Genomic DNA, 14,447 nt, shown 5'->3' on the forward strand with positions numbered 1-14,447 from the left:
AACGCTGTACCGAGAAGGGCCCCGATCGTACGATCGGGGCCCTTCTGGCGTTCAGCGTCTTGCGTGTGCGTGTCGAATGCGTCCTACGGCGCGAGCTTGGTGATCTGCAGCAACCCCTCGCCGGCCGGCGACAGGGCGGCGATGACCGCTCCGGAGGCCGAGGTCTCGGTGATGAGGGTGCGGAACCCGGTTGCGACCTCGTCGCGGGCGGCGGGGTCGGCGACCCGTCCGCGCCACAGCGCGCGGGCGACGAGCACCGTCCCGCCCGGGCGAACCAGGCGCAGGCCGTGCTCGACGTACTCGATGACGGACTGCGGGTCGGCATCGACGAAGACGATGTCGTACGAGTTCTCGTTCATCCGCGGCAGAACTTCGAGGGCCCGGCCCGGGATGAGGCGCACCCGGTTCGAGGGGATGCCCGCCTCGGTGAAGAAGGCGCGCGCGTGCTGCTGGTACTCGACCTCCACGTCGATGGAGGTGAGCTGCGCCTCCGTGCCGCCGGTGAGCAGCCAGAGGCCGGAGACACCGACGCCCGTGCCGATCTCGACGACGTTCTCGGCGTGCGTGGCCGCCACCACCACGGCCGCCTGAGCGCCGGTCGCGGGGGAGATGGGGTCGATGCCGAGCTCGAGCGACTGCTGGCGTGCCCGGGCGATCACCTCGCTCTCGACGACCACGTCGTCGGCGAACCTCCAGTTCGAGTCCTTCTCTGACACAGTGCTCCCGTCGGTCAACCCTCAGGATACGGTCGGCTCCCGCAGCATTCGTGGAGGCATCGCCGCGATACCCTGGAATGGTGTTCGGGCTGACCTTCGACAAGCTGCTGATCGTGGCGGTGATCGCGGCGTTCGTCATCGGCCCCGAGCGCCTCCCCGCGTACGCCGCCAAGCTCGGTCAGCTGGTGCGCTCGCTGCGCGACTTCGCGAACGGCGCGAAAGACCGCATGCGCGACGAGATGGGCCCCGAGTTCGACGACGTCGACTGGAAGAAGCTGGACCCCCGGCAGTACGACCCGCGCCGCATCATCCGCGAGGCGCTGCTCGAGGACTCACCTGCCGAGCCCACCAGCGCGATCAAGCCGGTGACTCAGTCGGCGTACGCGCAGCGCAAGATGCCGCTGGTGGCGGGCGCTGTTCCGCCGTACGACACCGAATCCACCTGACCGCCTTCCGCGCGATCGGCGGCGGTGACGCTACGCTCACGACATGATCGCTACGGAGCAGTCGCTGACCCGGGCGACCGTCGCGCGGTACGCCATCGGCTCGCTGGGTACGGGCGGCTTCTCGACTCTCCCCGGCCTGGTCCTCGTCTACTACCTGACCGACTCGCTCGGCGTCGCGGCGATCGTCGCGGGCATCGTCGTCACCGTCGCGAAGGTCTGGGACGTCATCATCGACCCCGTGATCGGCGCCCGCAGCGACCGGATGCTGGCAGCGCGCGGCTCCCGACGGCCGATGATGCTGCTCGGGGCGATCGCGCTCCCGGTGTTCTTCCTGCTCACCTTCGCCGTGCCGCCGGGGACGGCACCGGGTGCGGCCGCCGTCTGGGTCTTCGTCGCCTTCGTGCTCACCGCCACGGCGTTCAGCCTGTTCCAGGTCCCGTACATCGCGCTCCCGGCCGAGCTGGCCTCCGGCTACGACCAGCGCACGCGGCTGCTCACCTGGCGGGTGGTGGTGCTCACCGCGGCCATCCTGCTGTTCGGCGCCGGTGGACCGGCCCTCCGCTCACTGGGCGGTGGCAACTCGTTCGCCGGGTATGCGCTGATGGCGTTGGTCGCCGGCGTGGTGATCGGCGTCGGGATGGTGGTGTCCGCGTTCGTCGCGCCCCGCGGCCTCCCGGGCGACCCTCCTGCGCGGCAGAGCATGATCGCGACCGTCCGTTCCAACTACGCCGCCGGAGTGCGCGTGCTGCGCGAGAGCCAGCCGTTCCGCGCGCTGCTGCTCGCCTTCCTGCTGCAGGGGCTGGCCACCGGGCTGATGCTGGCCGGTGCGAACTACGTGGCCACCTGGGTGCTCCACTCGGAGGATGCGGTGACGTTCCTCTTCATCGCGCTGATCGCGCCAGCGCTCGTCGTCGCCCCGCTCTGGGGAGTGATCGCCCGGCGGATCGGCAAGGAGCGGGGCTTCGCCGCGGCCAGCATCCTGTTCGGGCTGGCAGCGCTCTCCATGGTCGGGCTGCTGTGGGCGCCGGGGGCGTGGGTCTACGCTCCCGTCGCGGTCGCCGGAGCGGCCTACGCGGGCATGCAGTCCCTCCCGATGGCGATGCTGCCGGACGTGATCTCGCACGACGCCCGCCGCAATGGCGCAGGTCGTGCCGGCACGTTCGGCGGCATGTGGACCGCGGGGGAGACGACCGGGATGGCGCTTGGCGCCACCGTGCTCAGCATCGTGCTCGCCGTCAGCGGCTACGTCTCGCGCAGCGCGGCCGCCGGGGACGCCTCCCAGCCGAGCAGCGCCGTCGCGGGGATCGCCCTGAGCTTCAGCGTCGTACCCGCCCTCATCATCGCCGCCAGCCTGTTCCCGCTGGCGCGCTACCGGCTCCGGAAGGAAGACATCGATGACGTCGTTTGACAGTGGCGCGATCCTGGGGCGGTTGGAGGAGCTGCGGTCCGCCGACGCGCCGACCCACGGCGGCCGGGTGCTCAGCTACGTCTACGATTCGGGGAGGCCGGAGCTCGACGAGCTGGCGGCGCAGGCCATGCGCCTGGTGCAGCCCGTGAACGGGCTCGACCCGACGACGTTCACCTCGGTGGCCGTGATGGAGCGGGAGCTGGTCGGATTCGCCCGGGACCTGCTGCACGGCGACGACGAGGTCGTCGGCTCGGTCACCTCGGGCGGGACCGAGTCGTGTCTGCTCGCGGTCAAGACCGCCCGCGACGTGTGGCGCGCGGCAGGCGGTTCGGGCACTCCCCGGTTGCTCGCGCCGGTGACCGTGCATGCGGCGTTCCAGAAGGCGGCGGCGCTGTTCGACCTCGCTCTCGACCTGGTGCCGGTGGATGCGACGACCGGCCGGGTCGACGCCTCCGCCCTGATCTCGCGGATCGGCGCGGACGTCGCGCTGGTCGTCGTCTCGGCGCCGTCGTACCCGTACGCCACGCTCGACCCGGTCGGGGAGGTGGCGGCCGCGTGCGCGCAGGCGGGAGTGGCCTGTCACGTCGACGGCTGCATCGGCGGCTGGATCCTGCCCTTCTGGACCGACGCAGACGGAGCGCCGCTGCCCGGCTGGGACTTCCGCGTTCCGGGCGTCACCAGCCTCTCCGCGGACCTGCACAAGTACGGGTACGCGCCGAAGGGCTCCAGCGTGCTCCTGCAGCGCGACCGGGACCGGCAGCGCCGGCAGTACTTCGCGACCACCGGATGGCCCGGCTACCCGGTGGTGAACTCCACGCTGCTCGGGTCGAAGTCGGCCGGGGCGCTCGCCGCGTCGTGGGCGATCGTGCAGGCGCTGGGGACGACAGGGTTCGCGGAGCTCGCCGAATCGTGCCGGCGCGCGACGCGCGGCCTCCAGGACATCCTGGGCGACATCGAGGGATTGCGCGTGGTGGGCGAGCCGACCGGTCCGCTCCTCGCGGTCGCCGCGGACGACGCCGTGCCGGCCGACCGCCGCGTCGACCCGCACTACTGGGCGGACCGCGTCCGCCGCCGGGGCTGGGTGCTGCAGCTGCAGCCCGGGCTGGAGCAGACGGACGGCACCCGGCTGCCGCGCACGACGCACCTCACGATCACGCCGGTCACCGAGGCGCGGATCGACGAGTTGGAGGCCGCCCTGCGCGGCGCCGCGGACGAAGCGAGGGGGGTGCCCCCGGTCGACGGGAATGCCGTGCTGGCGTCACTGCCCAGCGAGCTGGTCGCGGGCCTCACCTCCGGCGCGACGCTCGACTCCGCGACCGCCGCGCACATCCTCGCTGCGATCGGCCTCGCCGGCGGCTCGACTCCCGGCCTTCCCGACGACCAGGCGCCCCTCCTCGCCCTCGTGGAGGCGCTCCCGCTCCCCCTCACGGAGCGCCTCCTCACCGAACTCCTGGCCCGAGCCGTGGAACCTCCCGTCCGTCCCGACTCTGCCCCCCGCTTCGCGGCGCCGACTGGTGAGTAGATGCTGTAATTCGGGCCGAATGGTGACTTTATGTCGCTACTCGGCGGGGTAGTGGCCGGAGGTCAGCGGACGGAGAGGCCGAGCTTGCGGCCGGCCAGGCCGCGGCTGCGCGTCGCCAGCCGCTCCGCCACCGCACGGATCGCCACCGCGGCCGGATCGGCGGGGTCGGTCACCACGATCGGCGCCCCCGTGTCGCCGCCGGCGCGAAGCGGGATGCTGAGCGGCACGCTGGCGAGCAGCGGAACCTCCTCGTCCTGCCCGGCCGACAGCCTCCGGGCGACCTCCGCGCCGCCACCGGAGCCGAACAGGTCCAGCACGGTGCCGTCCGGCTGCACGAGCCCGGCCATGTTCTCGATGACGCCGATCACGCGCTGGCCGGTCTGCCGGGCGACGACGCCGCTGCGCTCCGCCACGTCGGCGGCGGCCGGCTGGGGCGTGGTGACGACCAGCACCTCCGCGCCGGGCAGGAGCTGCCCGACCGAGATCGCGACGTCGCCGGTGCCGGGCGGCAGGTCGAGCAGCAGCACATCCAGGTCGCCGAAGAACACGTCCGAGAGGAACTGCTGGATGGTGCGGTGCAGCATCGGCCCCCGCCACGCCACCGCCGCGGAGGCGGAGTCGACGAACATCCCGATCGACACCACCTTCACGCCGTAGGCGACCGGCGGCAGGATCATGTCGTCGACCCGCGTCGGCCGCGGGGCGACGCCGTTCTCGTCAGTGAGGCCCAGGATGCCGGGGATCGAGAAGCCGTGCACGTCCGCATCCACGATGCCGACCCGGAGACCGCGCTCCGCCAGCGCGACCGCGAGGTTGGCCGTGACTGTCGACTTGCCGACGCCGCCCTTCCCGCTGGTCACGGCGTAGACCCGGGTCAGGGAATCGGGCCCGAACTGCTGGCCGTGGGCCGGTCGCCCGGCGCGGAGCTTCTCGGTCAGCGCCCGGCGCTCGGCCGGTGTCATGACGCTGACGTCCACAGCGGCGGCCGTCACGCCAGGAACGGCGGATGTCGCAGCGCGCACGTCCCGCTCGATGGCGTAGGCCGCGGGGCAGCCGACGATGGTCAGCTTGATGCCGACGGTCGCGCGGCCGTCCGCATCCACCGCGACGTCGCCGACCATGTCGAGCTCGGTGATCGGCTTGCGGATCTCCGGGTCGAGCACCGCGGCGAGGGCGCTCCGCACCGCGCCCGCGAGGTCGGCAGTGCCGTCCGCTCCGCGCTCAGGCACGCGCCTGCTCGCCCTCGCCCGCGTCGCTCCTCTCGAGATCCTCGAGCAGTGAACGCAGCTCGGCGCGGATGAAGTCCTTCGTGGCCATGTCCTTCACGGCCAGCCGCAGCGCGACGACCTCTCGGGCCAGGTACTCGGTGTCGGCGAGGTTGCGCTCGGCGCGCTGCCTGTCCTGCTCGATCTGCACCCGGTCGCGGTCATCCTGCCGGTTCTGCGCGAGCAGGATGAGCGGCGCGGCGTACGACGCCTGCAGCGACAGCACCAGCGTCAGCGCGATGAAGCCGAGCGCGGCCGAGTCGAAGCGCCAGGAGTTCGGTGCGAGCGTGTTCCACGCCATCCAGGCGACGACGAACACCGTCAGGCCGAGCACGAACCACGGCGTGCCCATCGCCCGCGCGATCCATTCGGTGAACCGCCCGAAGCGGTCCCTCGACTCCACCGGACTGCGTCGCAGTACCGGGGTGCGGAGTCCTTTGGGGGCGTCGAGCCCCGCGTCCTGCCTACCTCGCGCCACTTCCGCCCCTCCTTCCGTTCACGATGCGGATGCTGCCGGTGGTGTCGGACGGGACCGTGCGTTTCACGGGCTCGTCCTCGTCTTGACTTCGCCAGTCGTCGGGGAGCAGGTAGTCGAGGATGTCGTCGATGGTCACCACCCCGACGAGTCGGTGCTTGTCGTCGACCACAGGGAGCGAGACGAGGTTGTACGAGGCGAGGATGCGCGACACCTCGGCCGCCGACGTGTCGGCGGTGACGGGCTCCAGGCCCGGGTCGAGCAGGGTGCCGAGGCGGACGTGCGGCGGGTAGCGCAGCATCCGCTGGAAGTGCACGACGCCGAGGAAGCGACCGGTCGGCGGCTCGTACGGCGGCAGGGTCACGCAGACCGCGGCGCCGAGGGCGGGCGCGAGCTCGTGGCGGCGGATCAGGGCGAGGCCCTCCGCGACCGTCGCGTCGGCCGAGACGATGATCGGCTCGGTCGTCATCAGTCCACCGGCGGTGTCGGGGTTGTAGCTGAGGAGCATGCGGACGTCATCCGCCTCCTCCGGCTCCATCAGCTCGAGCAGGTGCTCGCCGCGCTCGTCGGAGAGCTGTGCGATCAGGTCGGCGGCGTCGTCCGGCTGCATCTGGTCGAGCACATCGGCGGCGCGGTCGTCGTCGAGCTGGGCGAGGATCTGCACCTGCTCGCTCTCCGGCATCTCCTCCAGCACATCGGCCAGGCGGTCGTCGGGCAGCTCTTCTGCGACCTCGAGCATGCGCTGCTGCGGGAGGTCGAGGAGGGTGTTGGCGAGATCGGCGGGCTTCAGCTCCGAGTAGGTGGCGATCAGTTGCTCGGCCGACTGCGCCTCCCCGCGGTTCTGCTTCTCCCGCACCTCGTTCCAGGTGACGAACGTGGTCGCGCCCTTGCCGAACGGGGAGGCGCCGGTCTTGGGCTTGCGGACGAAGAGCTGGCTGACCGCCCAGTCGCCCGTCTCCGTCTCCTCGATCGCGACGTCCTCGATCGTGGCCTCGCCGCTGCCGTCCGCGAACACGACACGGCGACCCAGCAGCTCCGCGATGACGCGGACCTCACCGCCGCGCTGCTCGAAGCGGCGGACGTTGATGATGCCGTTGGTGATGATCTGCCCGCTGCCGATGCTGGTGACGCGGCCGATCGAAAGGAACACGCGACGCTTGCCGGGAATCTCGACGATGAGCCCGACGACCCGCGGCGGATCGTTCTTGCGGTACACCACGAGCACATCGCGGACCTTGCCGACCCGGTCTCCCACGGGGTCGAACACGGTCGTCCCGGCGAGTCGGGCGACGAACACTCTGGCGGCACTCACCCTCATAACTTAGTCCTCGCGGGTGAATGGAGGCTGGTCGCTGGGCCGCGGACAGGCGCGGATGGAACAATGGGGGGATGAGCACACCTGGCCCCTTGAACGGGCGCAACCGCATCCTCTTCCCGACGCTGCCGCGCGGCGAGGTCGTGGCCACCTTCGAGAGCTATCCGGAGGCGCAGCAGGCGGTGGATGTGCTGGCCCGCGCCGACTTCCCGGTCGACAAGGTCTCGATCGTCGGAAGCGACCTGAAGAGCGTCGAGCGGGTCACCGGCAAGCTCACCTGGGGCCGTGTCGCGCTCGCGGGGGCGGCCTCCGGAGCCTGGCTGGGACTCTTCTTCGGCCTGCTGCTCATCATCTTCTCGCCGACGGTCAGCCTCGCGTTCGTGTTCGCCGCGCTGCTGCTCGGCGCCGGGTTCGGGATGCTGTGGGGCATCGTCTCGTACGCCGTCAATCGCCGCCGTCGCGACTTCACGTCGGTGCAGCAGGTGATCGCCACCAGCTACTCCGTGCTCGTCGACTCCGATCTCGGGAACCGCGCCCGCAACCTCCTGCAGAGCGGGGGAGCGGAGCAGCCGTCGTCGGCCTCCTCGGCCTCCGGCTGGACGCCGCCCGCGCAGCCGCAGCACCCGTCCGACCCGCCGCCCGCGCCGCCGGCCGGCGACGAGCGCCCGCCCGCGCCTCCCGCGTAACCCCCTCCGCCTCCCACCTCACGAGATGGGAGGTGGGTTAGGAGCGGCGGATCCAGGTCTCGACGTCGTCGGGGGTGCGCGGGATGGCCGCCGAGAGGTTCTCGCCGCCGTCAGCGGTGACGAGGATGTTGTCCTCGATCCGCACGCCGATGCCGCGGAAGCGCTCCGGCACCGTGAGGTCGTCCGGCTGGAAGTACAGACCCGGCTCGATCGTGAACACCATGCCCGGCTCCAGCACGCCGTCGAGGTAGAGCTCGCGGCGCGCCTGAGCGCAGTCGTGCACGTCGAGGCCGAGGTGGTGGCTCGTCCCGTGCACCATGTAGCGCCGGTGCTGCTGGTTGTCGGCCTCCAGGGCCTCCTCCGCGCCCACCGGCAACAGCCCCCACTCGGCGGTGCGCCGAGCGATGACGGCCATCGCCGTGGCGTGGATCTCGCGGAACCGGACGCCGGGGCGGACGATCGCGAACGCCGCGTCCGCTGCCTCCAGCACCGCCTCGTAGATCATCCGCTGCGTCTCGCTGAAGCTCCCGTCGACCGGAAGTGTGCGAGTGATGTCGGCGGTGTAATAGCTGTCGAGCTCGACGCCGGCATCCAGGAGGATGAGGTCGCCGGGGACGACCGGACCGTCGTTGCGCGTCCAGTGGAGGATGCAGGCGTGCGGCCCGCTCGCGGCGATGGTGTCGTAGCCGACCGTGTTGCCGTCGGCCCGTGCGCGCCCGTTGAAGACGCCCTCCACCAGCCGCTCGCCGCGGGGATGGGCGGTGATCCGCGGGAGGTCCGAGATCACGTCGTCGAACCCGCGCGCCGTGGCGGCGACGGCCGCGCGCAGCTCGCCGATCTCGAAGTCGTCCTTGACCAGGCGGAGCTCGGACAGGTCGCGGGCGAGCGTGTCGTCCTCGCCGTGGTCCTCCGGGTCGCGGTCGCCGTCGGTGTCGTCCCAGAGCAGCATGCGGGCGGCATCCACCTCGTCGGTGATCGCCGGGTCCGCGTCGCGGAGCACGACCGTGTCGCCGTCCACCGCATCCAGCACCGCCCGCACCTCGGCGATGCCGCGCGTGGGGAGGCCGAGGTCGCCGGCCACCTGCGCGAGCGACGGGCGCGGCCCGATCCAGAACTCGCCGATCTCGGGGTTGGCGTAGAACTCGTCGGAGTCGCGCCCTGCGCGCTCCCGGAAGTAGAGGGTCGCGTCGTGCCCAGCGGCGGTCGGCTCGAGCACGAGGACGCTGCCCGGCTCCGAGTCGGACCCCCACCCGGTGAGATGCGCGAAGGCGGAGTGCGCGCGGAACGGGTAGTCCGTGTCGTTGGAGCGCTGCTTCAGCCGCCCGGCCGGGATGATCAGCCGCTTGCCCGGGAAGAGCTCCGACACGCGCGCACGGCGGGCAGCCGCGTACTCCGCCTGGCGGCGCGGCTCCGGGATCACCTCCGGGCGCTCCGCCCACCCGCTCCCGATGTACTCCCGGAACGCATCCGACCCCGGCGTCGTGGAGCGGTTCTGCGTGGCGCGCGGCGCCTGATCGGTCTGTGCTGGCGTGGACTGCGACATGCCGACCATTCTTCCACTCCTAGGATGTTGAGCATGGCTGATGGACGACGGTTCCGCGGTCCCGTCGATCTGCACACGCACTCGAGCGTCTCGGACGGCACGGAGACCCCGACCGAGCTGGTGCGCGCTGCGGCCGTCGCCGGGCTCGGGACGGTGGCCCTGACCGACCACGACTCCACGGCGGGCTGGGCCGACGCCGCCGCCGAATCGGTGCGCTCCGGAATCACGGTCATCCCGGGCATGGAGCTGTCCACCCGCATCGAGTTCGCCAGCGTGCACATGCTCGGCTACCTCTTCGACCCGGCGAACGCGCCGCTGGTCGCCGAGACGCAGCGCATCCGCGAGGGTCGCATGCGGCGTGCGGAGGACATGGTCCGGCGCATCTCGGCGGACTACGACATCACCTGGGACGATGTCCTCGCCCAGGCGACGGAGGGTGCGACGGTCGGCCGCCCGCACATCGCCGACGCGCTCGTCGCCCGCGGGCTGGCCTCCGACCGGAGCGCCGCGTTCGCCGGCATCCTGCACTGGCGGAGCGGCTACTTCCAGCCGCACTACGCGCCGGAGCCGCTGACCGGAGTCCGGCTCATCCGCGGCGCGGGCGGACTGCCCGTGCTCGCGCATCCGGCGACGGGAGGCCGCAGTCGCGTGATCCCGGAGGACCGGCTGCGCCGCCTGGTCGACGCCGGACTCTTCGGCCTCGAACTCGATCACCGCGAGAACACCGCGGACGGAGTGGCCCGGCTGCGTGAGCTCGCGACCCGGTACGGCCTGCGGATCACCGGCTCCAGCGACTACCACGGCGCGGGCAAGCCGAACCGGCTGGGGGAGAACACGACCGATCCCGCCGTCCTCGACGCGATGATCGAAGAAGCGACAGGCGCGGCGCCTTTCTACGCTCCGTGACGTCCAGCGCATAGCCTGGACCCGGCGGGGGATCGGGAAGCGAGGTGCACGGGTGAGACGGTTCTGGCGAGGTTCGGCGGTCGCTGCCGCCCTGACGGCGGCCCTGGTCATCGCGGGAGGCGCAGCCCCGGCCAGTGCGGACTCCTACCCGTCGTGGGACGACGTGCAGGCGGCCAAGAACAACGCGACCGCGGCCCAAGCCGAGGTCGACCGGATCAACGGGCTGCTGCAGAGCCTGCAGAGCGCGGCGAACGCGGCAGGCGATCTCGCGGTGAAGCGCCTGGGCGAGTACGGCACGGCGGAGGCCGCTCTGCAGACAGCGACGGCCAAAGCCCAGGATCTCGCCCAGCGGGCGCAGGACGCCTCCGCGAAGGCCGACGAGCTGAAGGCGCAGAGCGGGAAGCTCGCCGAACAGCTCACGCGTGCCGGCACATCGTCCGTGTCGCTGCGGCTGTTCCTCAGCCCGAACGCCTCCAGTTCAGACTCGCTCCTCTACCAGCTGGGCGCCGTGTCCAAACTGGCCGACCGCTCCAGCGCGCTGTTCGCGCAGGCCAGCGCCCAGAAGAACCTCGCCACGTCGCTGAGCGCGCAGGCGGCCGACGCGCGCAGCATCCGCGACCAGCTGGCGACGGCGGCGAAGAAGGCGCTCGACGTCGCCACCGCGGCCAAGCAGGCGGCGGATGCGCAGCTCGCCGACCAGAAGAAGCACGCCGACACGCTGTATGCGCAGCTCGCCGCCCTCAAGAACACGGAGGCGTCCGTCGAGCAGAAGTACGCGGAGGGCCAGGCGGCGGCCGCGGCGGCTGCTGCTGCCGCCAACCCCGGCGGAGGGTCCGACGGCGTCGCTCCACCGCCCGGCATGGTCGTGGACCCGGCCGGTGCGCAGGCATACGCCGCGAGCCGGCTGGCGGCCTACGGCTGGGGGAGCGACCAGATGCCGTGCCTGATCAAGCTGTGGAACCACGAGTCCGGCTGGCGTGCGGACGCCTACAACACGTCGAGCGGCGCCTACGGCATCCCGCAGGCGTGGCCGGCGAGCAAGATGTCGAGCGCGGGCCCCGACTGGATGACGAACCAGAACACGCAGGTGAACTGGGGACTGGACTACATCAACCGGTCCTACGGCTCACCGTGCGCGGCGTGGAACTTCGAGATGAGCCACGACCCGAACTGGTACTGAGGTCAGTCGGCCGGCGGTCAGCTGGCGGGCGTAGCTGCCGAGCCGCCGCGCGAGCGGCGACGGCGGCGGCGCGGTGCGCTGTTCCCGTCGCGGTGCTGCGAGCCTCCACCATCGTGCGCTCCGGTCGCGGTCGCGTGATCTCCGCTCTCGGAGGTCGTGGCGGGTGCTGAGGTCGTGCTGCTCGCCGTCGACTCGTCGCTGCCCTGTCCACCCTGACCCGACCCGCCGCGCGTGCGGCGACGGCGGCTGCCGGAGCGCTCCGAGGCGTCCGGTCCGCTGGCGTCCGTGCGGTTTCCGCGCGCGGTCTCCGGCGACTTCACGGCCGGGGTCGACTTCAGTCGCCCGCGGACGCCCGCGGGGATGTCGAGGTCGCTGAAGAGGTGCGGCGACGACGAGTAGGTCTCCGTCGGCTCCGGCTGGCCGAACTCCAGCGCCCGGTTGATGAGGGCCCACTTGTGCAGGTCCTCCCAGTCGACGAAGGTGACCGCGATACCGGTCTTGCCTGCGCGGCCGGTGCGGCCGGCGCGGTGCAGGTAGGTCTTCTCGTCGTCCGGGATGGTGTGGTTGATCACGTGGGTGACGTCGTCGACGTCGATGCCGCGGGCAGCGACGTCGGTGGCGATCAGAATGTCCTTCTTGCCGGCCTTGAACGCCGCCATCGCGCGCTCGCGCTGCTCCTGGTTGAGGTCGCCGTGCACGGCCGCCGCGTTGAAGCCGCGGTCGTTCAGCTCTTCGACCAGCTTGGCTGCGGCGCGCTTGGTGCGGGTGAAGATCACGGTCTTCCCGCGGCCCTCGGCCTGCAGGATGCGCGCGATCACCTCGTCCTTGTCGAGCGAGTGGGCCCGGTAGATCAGGTGCTTGATGTTCGCCTGGATCTGGCCCTCGTCGGGGTCGGTGGCGCGGATGTGCACAGGGCGGGTCATGAAGCGGCGGGCGAGCGCGACGATCGGGCCGGGCATGGTCGCCGAGAACAGCATGGTGTGCCGGGTGGCGGGCGTCTGGGCGAACAGCTTCTCGATGTCGGCGAGGAAGCCGAGGTCGAGCATCTTGTCGGCCTCGTCGAGCACCATCTCCTGCACGTTGCCCAGGTTGAGGAGGCGCTGCCCGGCGAGGTCGAGCAGACGGCCGGGGGTGCCGACGACGATCTGCGCGCCGCCCTTGAGCTGGGCGATCTGGCCCTCGTAGGCCTTGCCGCCGTAGATGCTGGCGATGGAGGTGGGCCGGCCGGCGGCGGCGGTCTCGAGGTCTTCGTAGACCTGGATCGCGAGCTCGCGGGTCGGCACGACGACGAGCGCCTTGACGCCCGGCTCCGGGTTCGGGCCGAGGCGCTGGATCAGGGGGAGGCCGAAGCCGAGTGTCTTGCCGGTTCCGGTCTTGGCCTGACCGATGATGTCCTGCCCGGTGAGGGCCAGCGGGATGGTCTGGGTCTGGATGGGGAACGGCTCGATGATGCCCTTGGCGGCGAGCTGGTCCACCATGTCCTGGTCGATGTTGAGTTCTGAGAAAGTCACTGGTGAGATGCCTGTCGATTCGATGGGAGTGTCCACGCCCTGTTCTCTGTCGCAGGCGTAGGGCCGTCGATCCTGCGCCGACGGCGTGACAAGCCTACTGGACGGTCCCGATACACTGCTGAGCGTGTCAACTTGGTTCATCCGCCGACGGCCGGCCGTCGAGCTCCCGCGCCTCACTCCGCGGGCTCGTCCTGTCGCCACCGTCCGGGTGGATCTGCACGAGGCGATGCCGGATCTCGTGCCCTACCTGGGCCAGGCCGCGTACCTGCAGCTGGAGCAGTTCGAGACGCTGTCGCGGGTCGCCGCAGAGGCGGAGGACCTGCGGGCGAAGGAGCCGATCTCGGCTGCCGCCGGCCACGCCCTGTCGAAGCACCAGGGCATCGTCGCCGAGCTGCGCCGCCGCGGGGACGACCCGGCAGCGGCGATGCAGCCGTTCGCCGCAGAGATCGAGGGCTTCAGCGCGCTGCTCGTCGGTGCCGACTGGCGCGAGACGCTGCTCTCGGCGCTGGTCACTGGGGGCCTGCTCGACGACTTCTTCATCCGGCTCGCCGGCGGACTCCCCGGAGATGTGGGCCCCCGGATCGCGCACCTGCTCGGCTCCGAGTCGGGTCAGGAGGGCGTGCTGGAGGTGCTCCGCGCCGAGATCGGGGCGGACCCGCTGCTCGGTTCGCGCCTCGCCATGTGGGGTCGCCGTCTGGTCGGCGACACCCTCCTGGTCGCTCGCTCCGCTCTGCACCTGTCGGGCAACCGCGCGACCGACGAGGAGCGGATCGAGCCGATCTTCACCGAGCTGATCGCCGCGCACACGCGGCGGATGGACGCCCTGGGCCTCACGGCCTAGCCGCCGCGGGCGTGCGCGTCAGCGCGCGATGGCGCCCTTCGCGAGCTGGTGCAGCAGGCGGTCGTCGCCGGCCGCGCGGAGGCGGCCGATGAGGAGGTCGGCGACCGCCACCACGAGCGCGGTGCCGAGCAGCGTGATCCACCAGATCCAGCCGCCGTTCCACTTCAGGCCCGCCCAGGTGAGGACGACCCAGAGGACGGAGGCCGACACGACGCCGATGGCCGGGACGAGCGCGGAGCCGTGGGTGTGCCGGTTGGGCAGGAAGTAGCGACCGGCGAGGCCGATGATGGCGCCACCGAGGACGACGAAGAGCAGTTCCACGAGAGGGAGGCTAGCCGACGAAGCCGATGCGGCGCGATTCCTCGGTGCCGAGCTCGACGTAGCCGATGCCCGCGGTCGGGACCACGTAGAGGCGGCCCTTGTCGTCGGTGAGCTTCAGGACGCCGCCGTTCGTGAGCGCGGTCTCCACCTGCCCGGTGAGCTCCTCCGCCGAGAGCGACGACTCGAAGCTGAGTTCGCGAGGGGCGTTGACGATTCCGATGCGGATCTCCACGTTTGGTGCCTTTCGAGTCTGACCGGCGGGTGTGAGTTCAGACTACGGCACACGGCTCGCGGCCCCCGGTCACGTTCTCT

Annotated in this window: 15 protein-coding genes; 7 read left to right on the forward strand and 8 right to left on the reverse strand. The window is 71.5% G+C overall.

The window, feature by feature from the left end; translation table 11 throughout:
* Positions 1-83: 83 nt before the first annotated feature.
* A complete protein-coding gene (locus SB754_RS04980) occupies positions 84-716 on the reverse strand; it encodes an O-methyltransferase (RefSeq protein WP_410781246.1) in 633 nt (210 codons plus the stop codon).
* An 80-nt stretch (positions 717-796) separates the two neighbouring features.
* On the opposite strand from SB754_RS04980, the gene SB754_RS04985 reads away from it, so the two are divergent.
* From SB754_RS04985 to SB754_RS04995, 3 genes are read left to right on the forward strand one after another with little or no spacing between them, the layout of a single operon-like run.
* Positions 797-1,162, forward strand: a complete 366-nt coding sequence (locus SB754_RS04985; RefSeq protein ID WP_410783263.1) for a twin-arginine translocase TatA/TatE family subunit — start codon at positions 797-799, stop codon at positions 1,160-1,162.
* 43 nt (positions 1,163-1,205) lie between these two features.
* Entirely contained in the window at positions 1,206-2,570 is a 1,365-nt protein-coding gene (locus tag SB754_RS04990; protein WP_410781247.1) for an MFS transporter, read from the forward strand.
* Entirely contained in the window at positions 2,557-4,092 is a 1,536-nt protein-coding gene (locus SB754_RS04995; protein WP_410781248.1) for a pyridoxal phosphate-dependent decarboxylase family protein, read from the forward strand. Before SB754_RS04990 ends, SB754_RS04995 begins: the two co-directional genes overlap by 14 nt.
* A 62-nt stretch (positions 4,093-4,154) precedes the next feature.
* Here the strand turns inward: SB754_RS04995 and SB754_RS05000 are convergent, their stop codons facing one another.
* Genes SB754_RS05000 through SB754_RS05010 form a run of 3 tightly spaced genes read right to left on the reverse strand, consistent with a single transcriptional unit; the run spans position 4,155 to position 7,144 of the window.
* Complete coding sequence (locus SB754_RS05000; protein ID WP_410781249.1) at positions 4,155-5,321, reverse strand: Mrp/NBP35 family ATP-binding protein; 1,167 nt, start codon at positions 5,319-5,321, stop codon at positions 4,155-4,157.
* A complete protein-coding gene (locus SB754_RS05005; protein WP_410781250.1) occupies positions 5,314-5,835 on the reverse strand; it encodes a DUF1003 domain-containing protein in 522 nt (173 codons plus the stop codon). Before SB754_RS05005 ends, SB754_RS05000 begins: the two co-directional genes overlap by 8 nt.
* Positions 5,822-7,144, reverse strand: coding sequence for a magnesium transporter MgtE N-terminal domain-containing protein (locus SB754_RS05010; RefSeq protein WP_410781251.1), 1,323 nt, complete (start codon positions 7,142-7,144; stop codon positions 5,822-5,824). The genes SB754_RS05005 and SB754_RS05010 overlap by 14 nt, the downstream gene beginning before the upstream one ends.
* Before the next feature lie 77 nt (positions 7,145-7,221).
* On the opposite strand from SB754_RS05010, the gene SB754_RS05015 reads away from it, so the two are divergent.
* Entirely contained in the window at positions 7,222-7,833 is a 612-nt protein-coding gene (locus SB754_RS05015) for a general stress protein (protein WP_410781252.1), read from the forward strand.
* Between the two features lie 37 nt (positions 7,834-7,870).
* On the opposite strand, the gene SB754_RS05020 is transcribed toward SB754_RS05015, so the two are convergent.
* A complete protein-coding gene (locus SB754_RS05020; RefSeq protein ID WP_410781253.1) occupies positions 7,871-9,376 on the reverse strand; it encodes an aminopeptidase P family protein in 1,506 nt (501 codons plus the stop codon).
* Positions 9,377-9,409: 33 nt separating this feature from the next.
* On the opposite strand from SB754_RS05020, the gene SB754_RS05025 reads away from it, so the two are divergent.
* Positions 9,410-10,282 carry a PHP domain-containing protein gene (locus SB754_RS05025; RefSeq protein ID WP_410781254.1) on the forward strand — a complete coding sequence of 291 codons (873 nt, stop codon included), beginning with the start codon at positions 9,410-9,412 and terminating at the stop codon, positions 10,280-10,282.
* Between the two features lie 52 nt (positions 10,283-10,334).
* Positions 10,335-11,462 (forward strand): coiled-coil domain-containing protein, encoded by a 1,128-nt coding sequence (locus SB754_RS05030; RefSeq protein ID WP_410781255.1) that lies wholly within the window; start codon positions 10,335-10,337, stop codon positions 11,460-11,462.
* 17 nt (positions 11,463-11,479) lie between these two features.
* On the opposite strand, the gene SB754_RS05035 is transcribed toward SB754_RS05030, so the two are convergent.
* Complete coding sequence (locus SB754_RS05035; RefSeq protein ID WP_410781256.1) at positions 11,480-12,973, reverse strand: DEAD/DEAH box helicase; 1,494 nt, start codon at positions 12,971-12,973, stop codon at positions 11,480-11,482.
* Positions 12,974-13,097: 124 nt separating this feature from the next.
* Between SB754_RS05035 and SB754_RS05040 the strand changes: the two genes are divergently transcribed.
* A complete protein-coding gene (locus SB754_RS05040) occupies positions 13,098-13,814 on the forward strand; it encodes a ferritin-like fold-containing protein (protein WP_410781257.1) in 717 nt (238 codons plus the stop codon).
* 18 nt (positions 13,815-13,832) lie between these two features.
* Here the strand turns inward: SB754_RS05040 and SB754_RS05045 are convergent, their stop codons facing one another.
* Positions 13,833-14,135 (reverse strand): hypothetical protein, encoded by a 303-nt coding sequence (locus SB754_RS05045; RefSeq protein WP_410781258.1) that lies wholly within the window; start codon positions 14,133-14,135, stop codon positions 13,833-13,835.
* 10 nt (positions 14,136-14,145) lie between these two features.
* Positions 14,146-14,367, reverse strand: a complete 222-nt coding sequence (locus SB754_RS05050) for a DUF3107 domain-containing protein (protein WP_410781259.1) — start codon at positions 14,365-14,367, stop codon at positions 14,146-14,148.
* Between the last annotated feature and the right edge of the window lie 80 nt (positions 14,368-14,447).

Origin of the sequence: Leifsonia sp. SIMBA_070 (assembly GCF_046534635.1) — a bacterium.
Classification (GTDB): Bacteria; Actinomycetota; Actinomycetes; order Actinomycetales; family Microbacteriaceae; genus Leifsonia.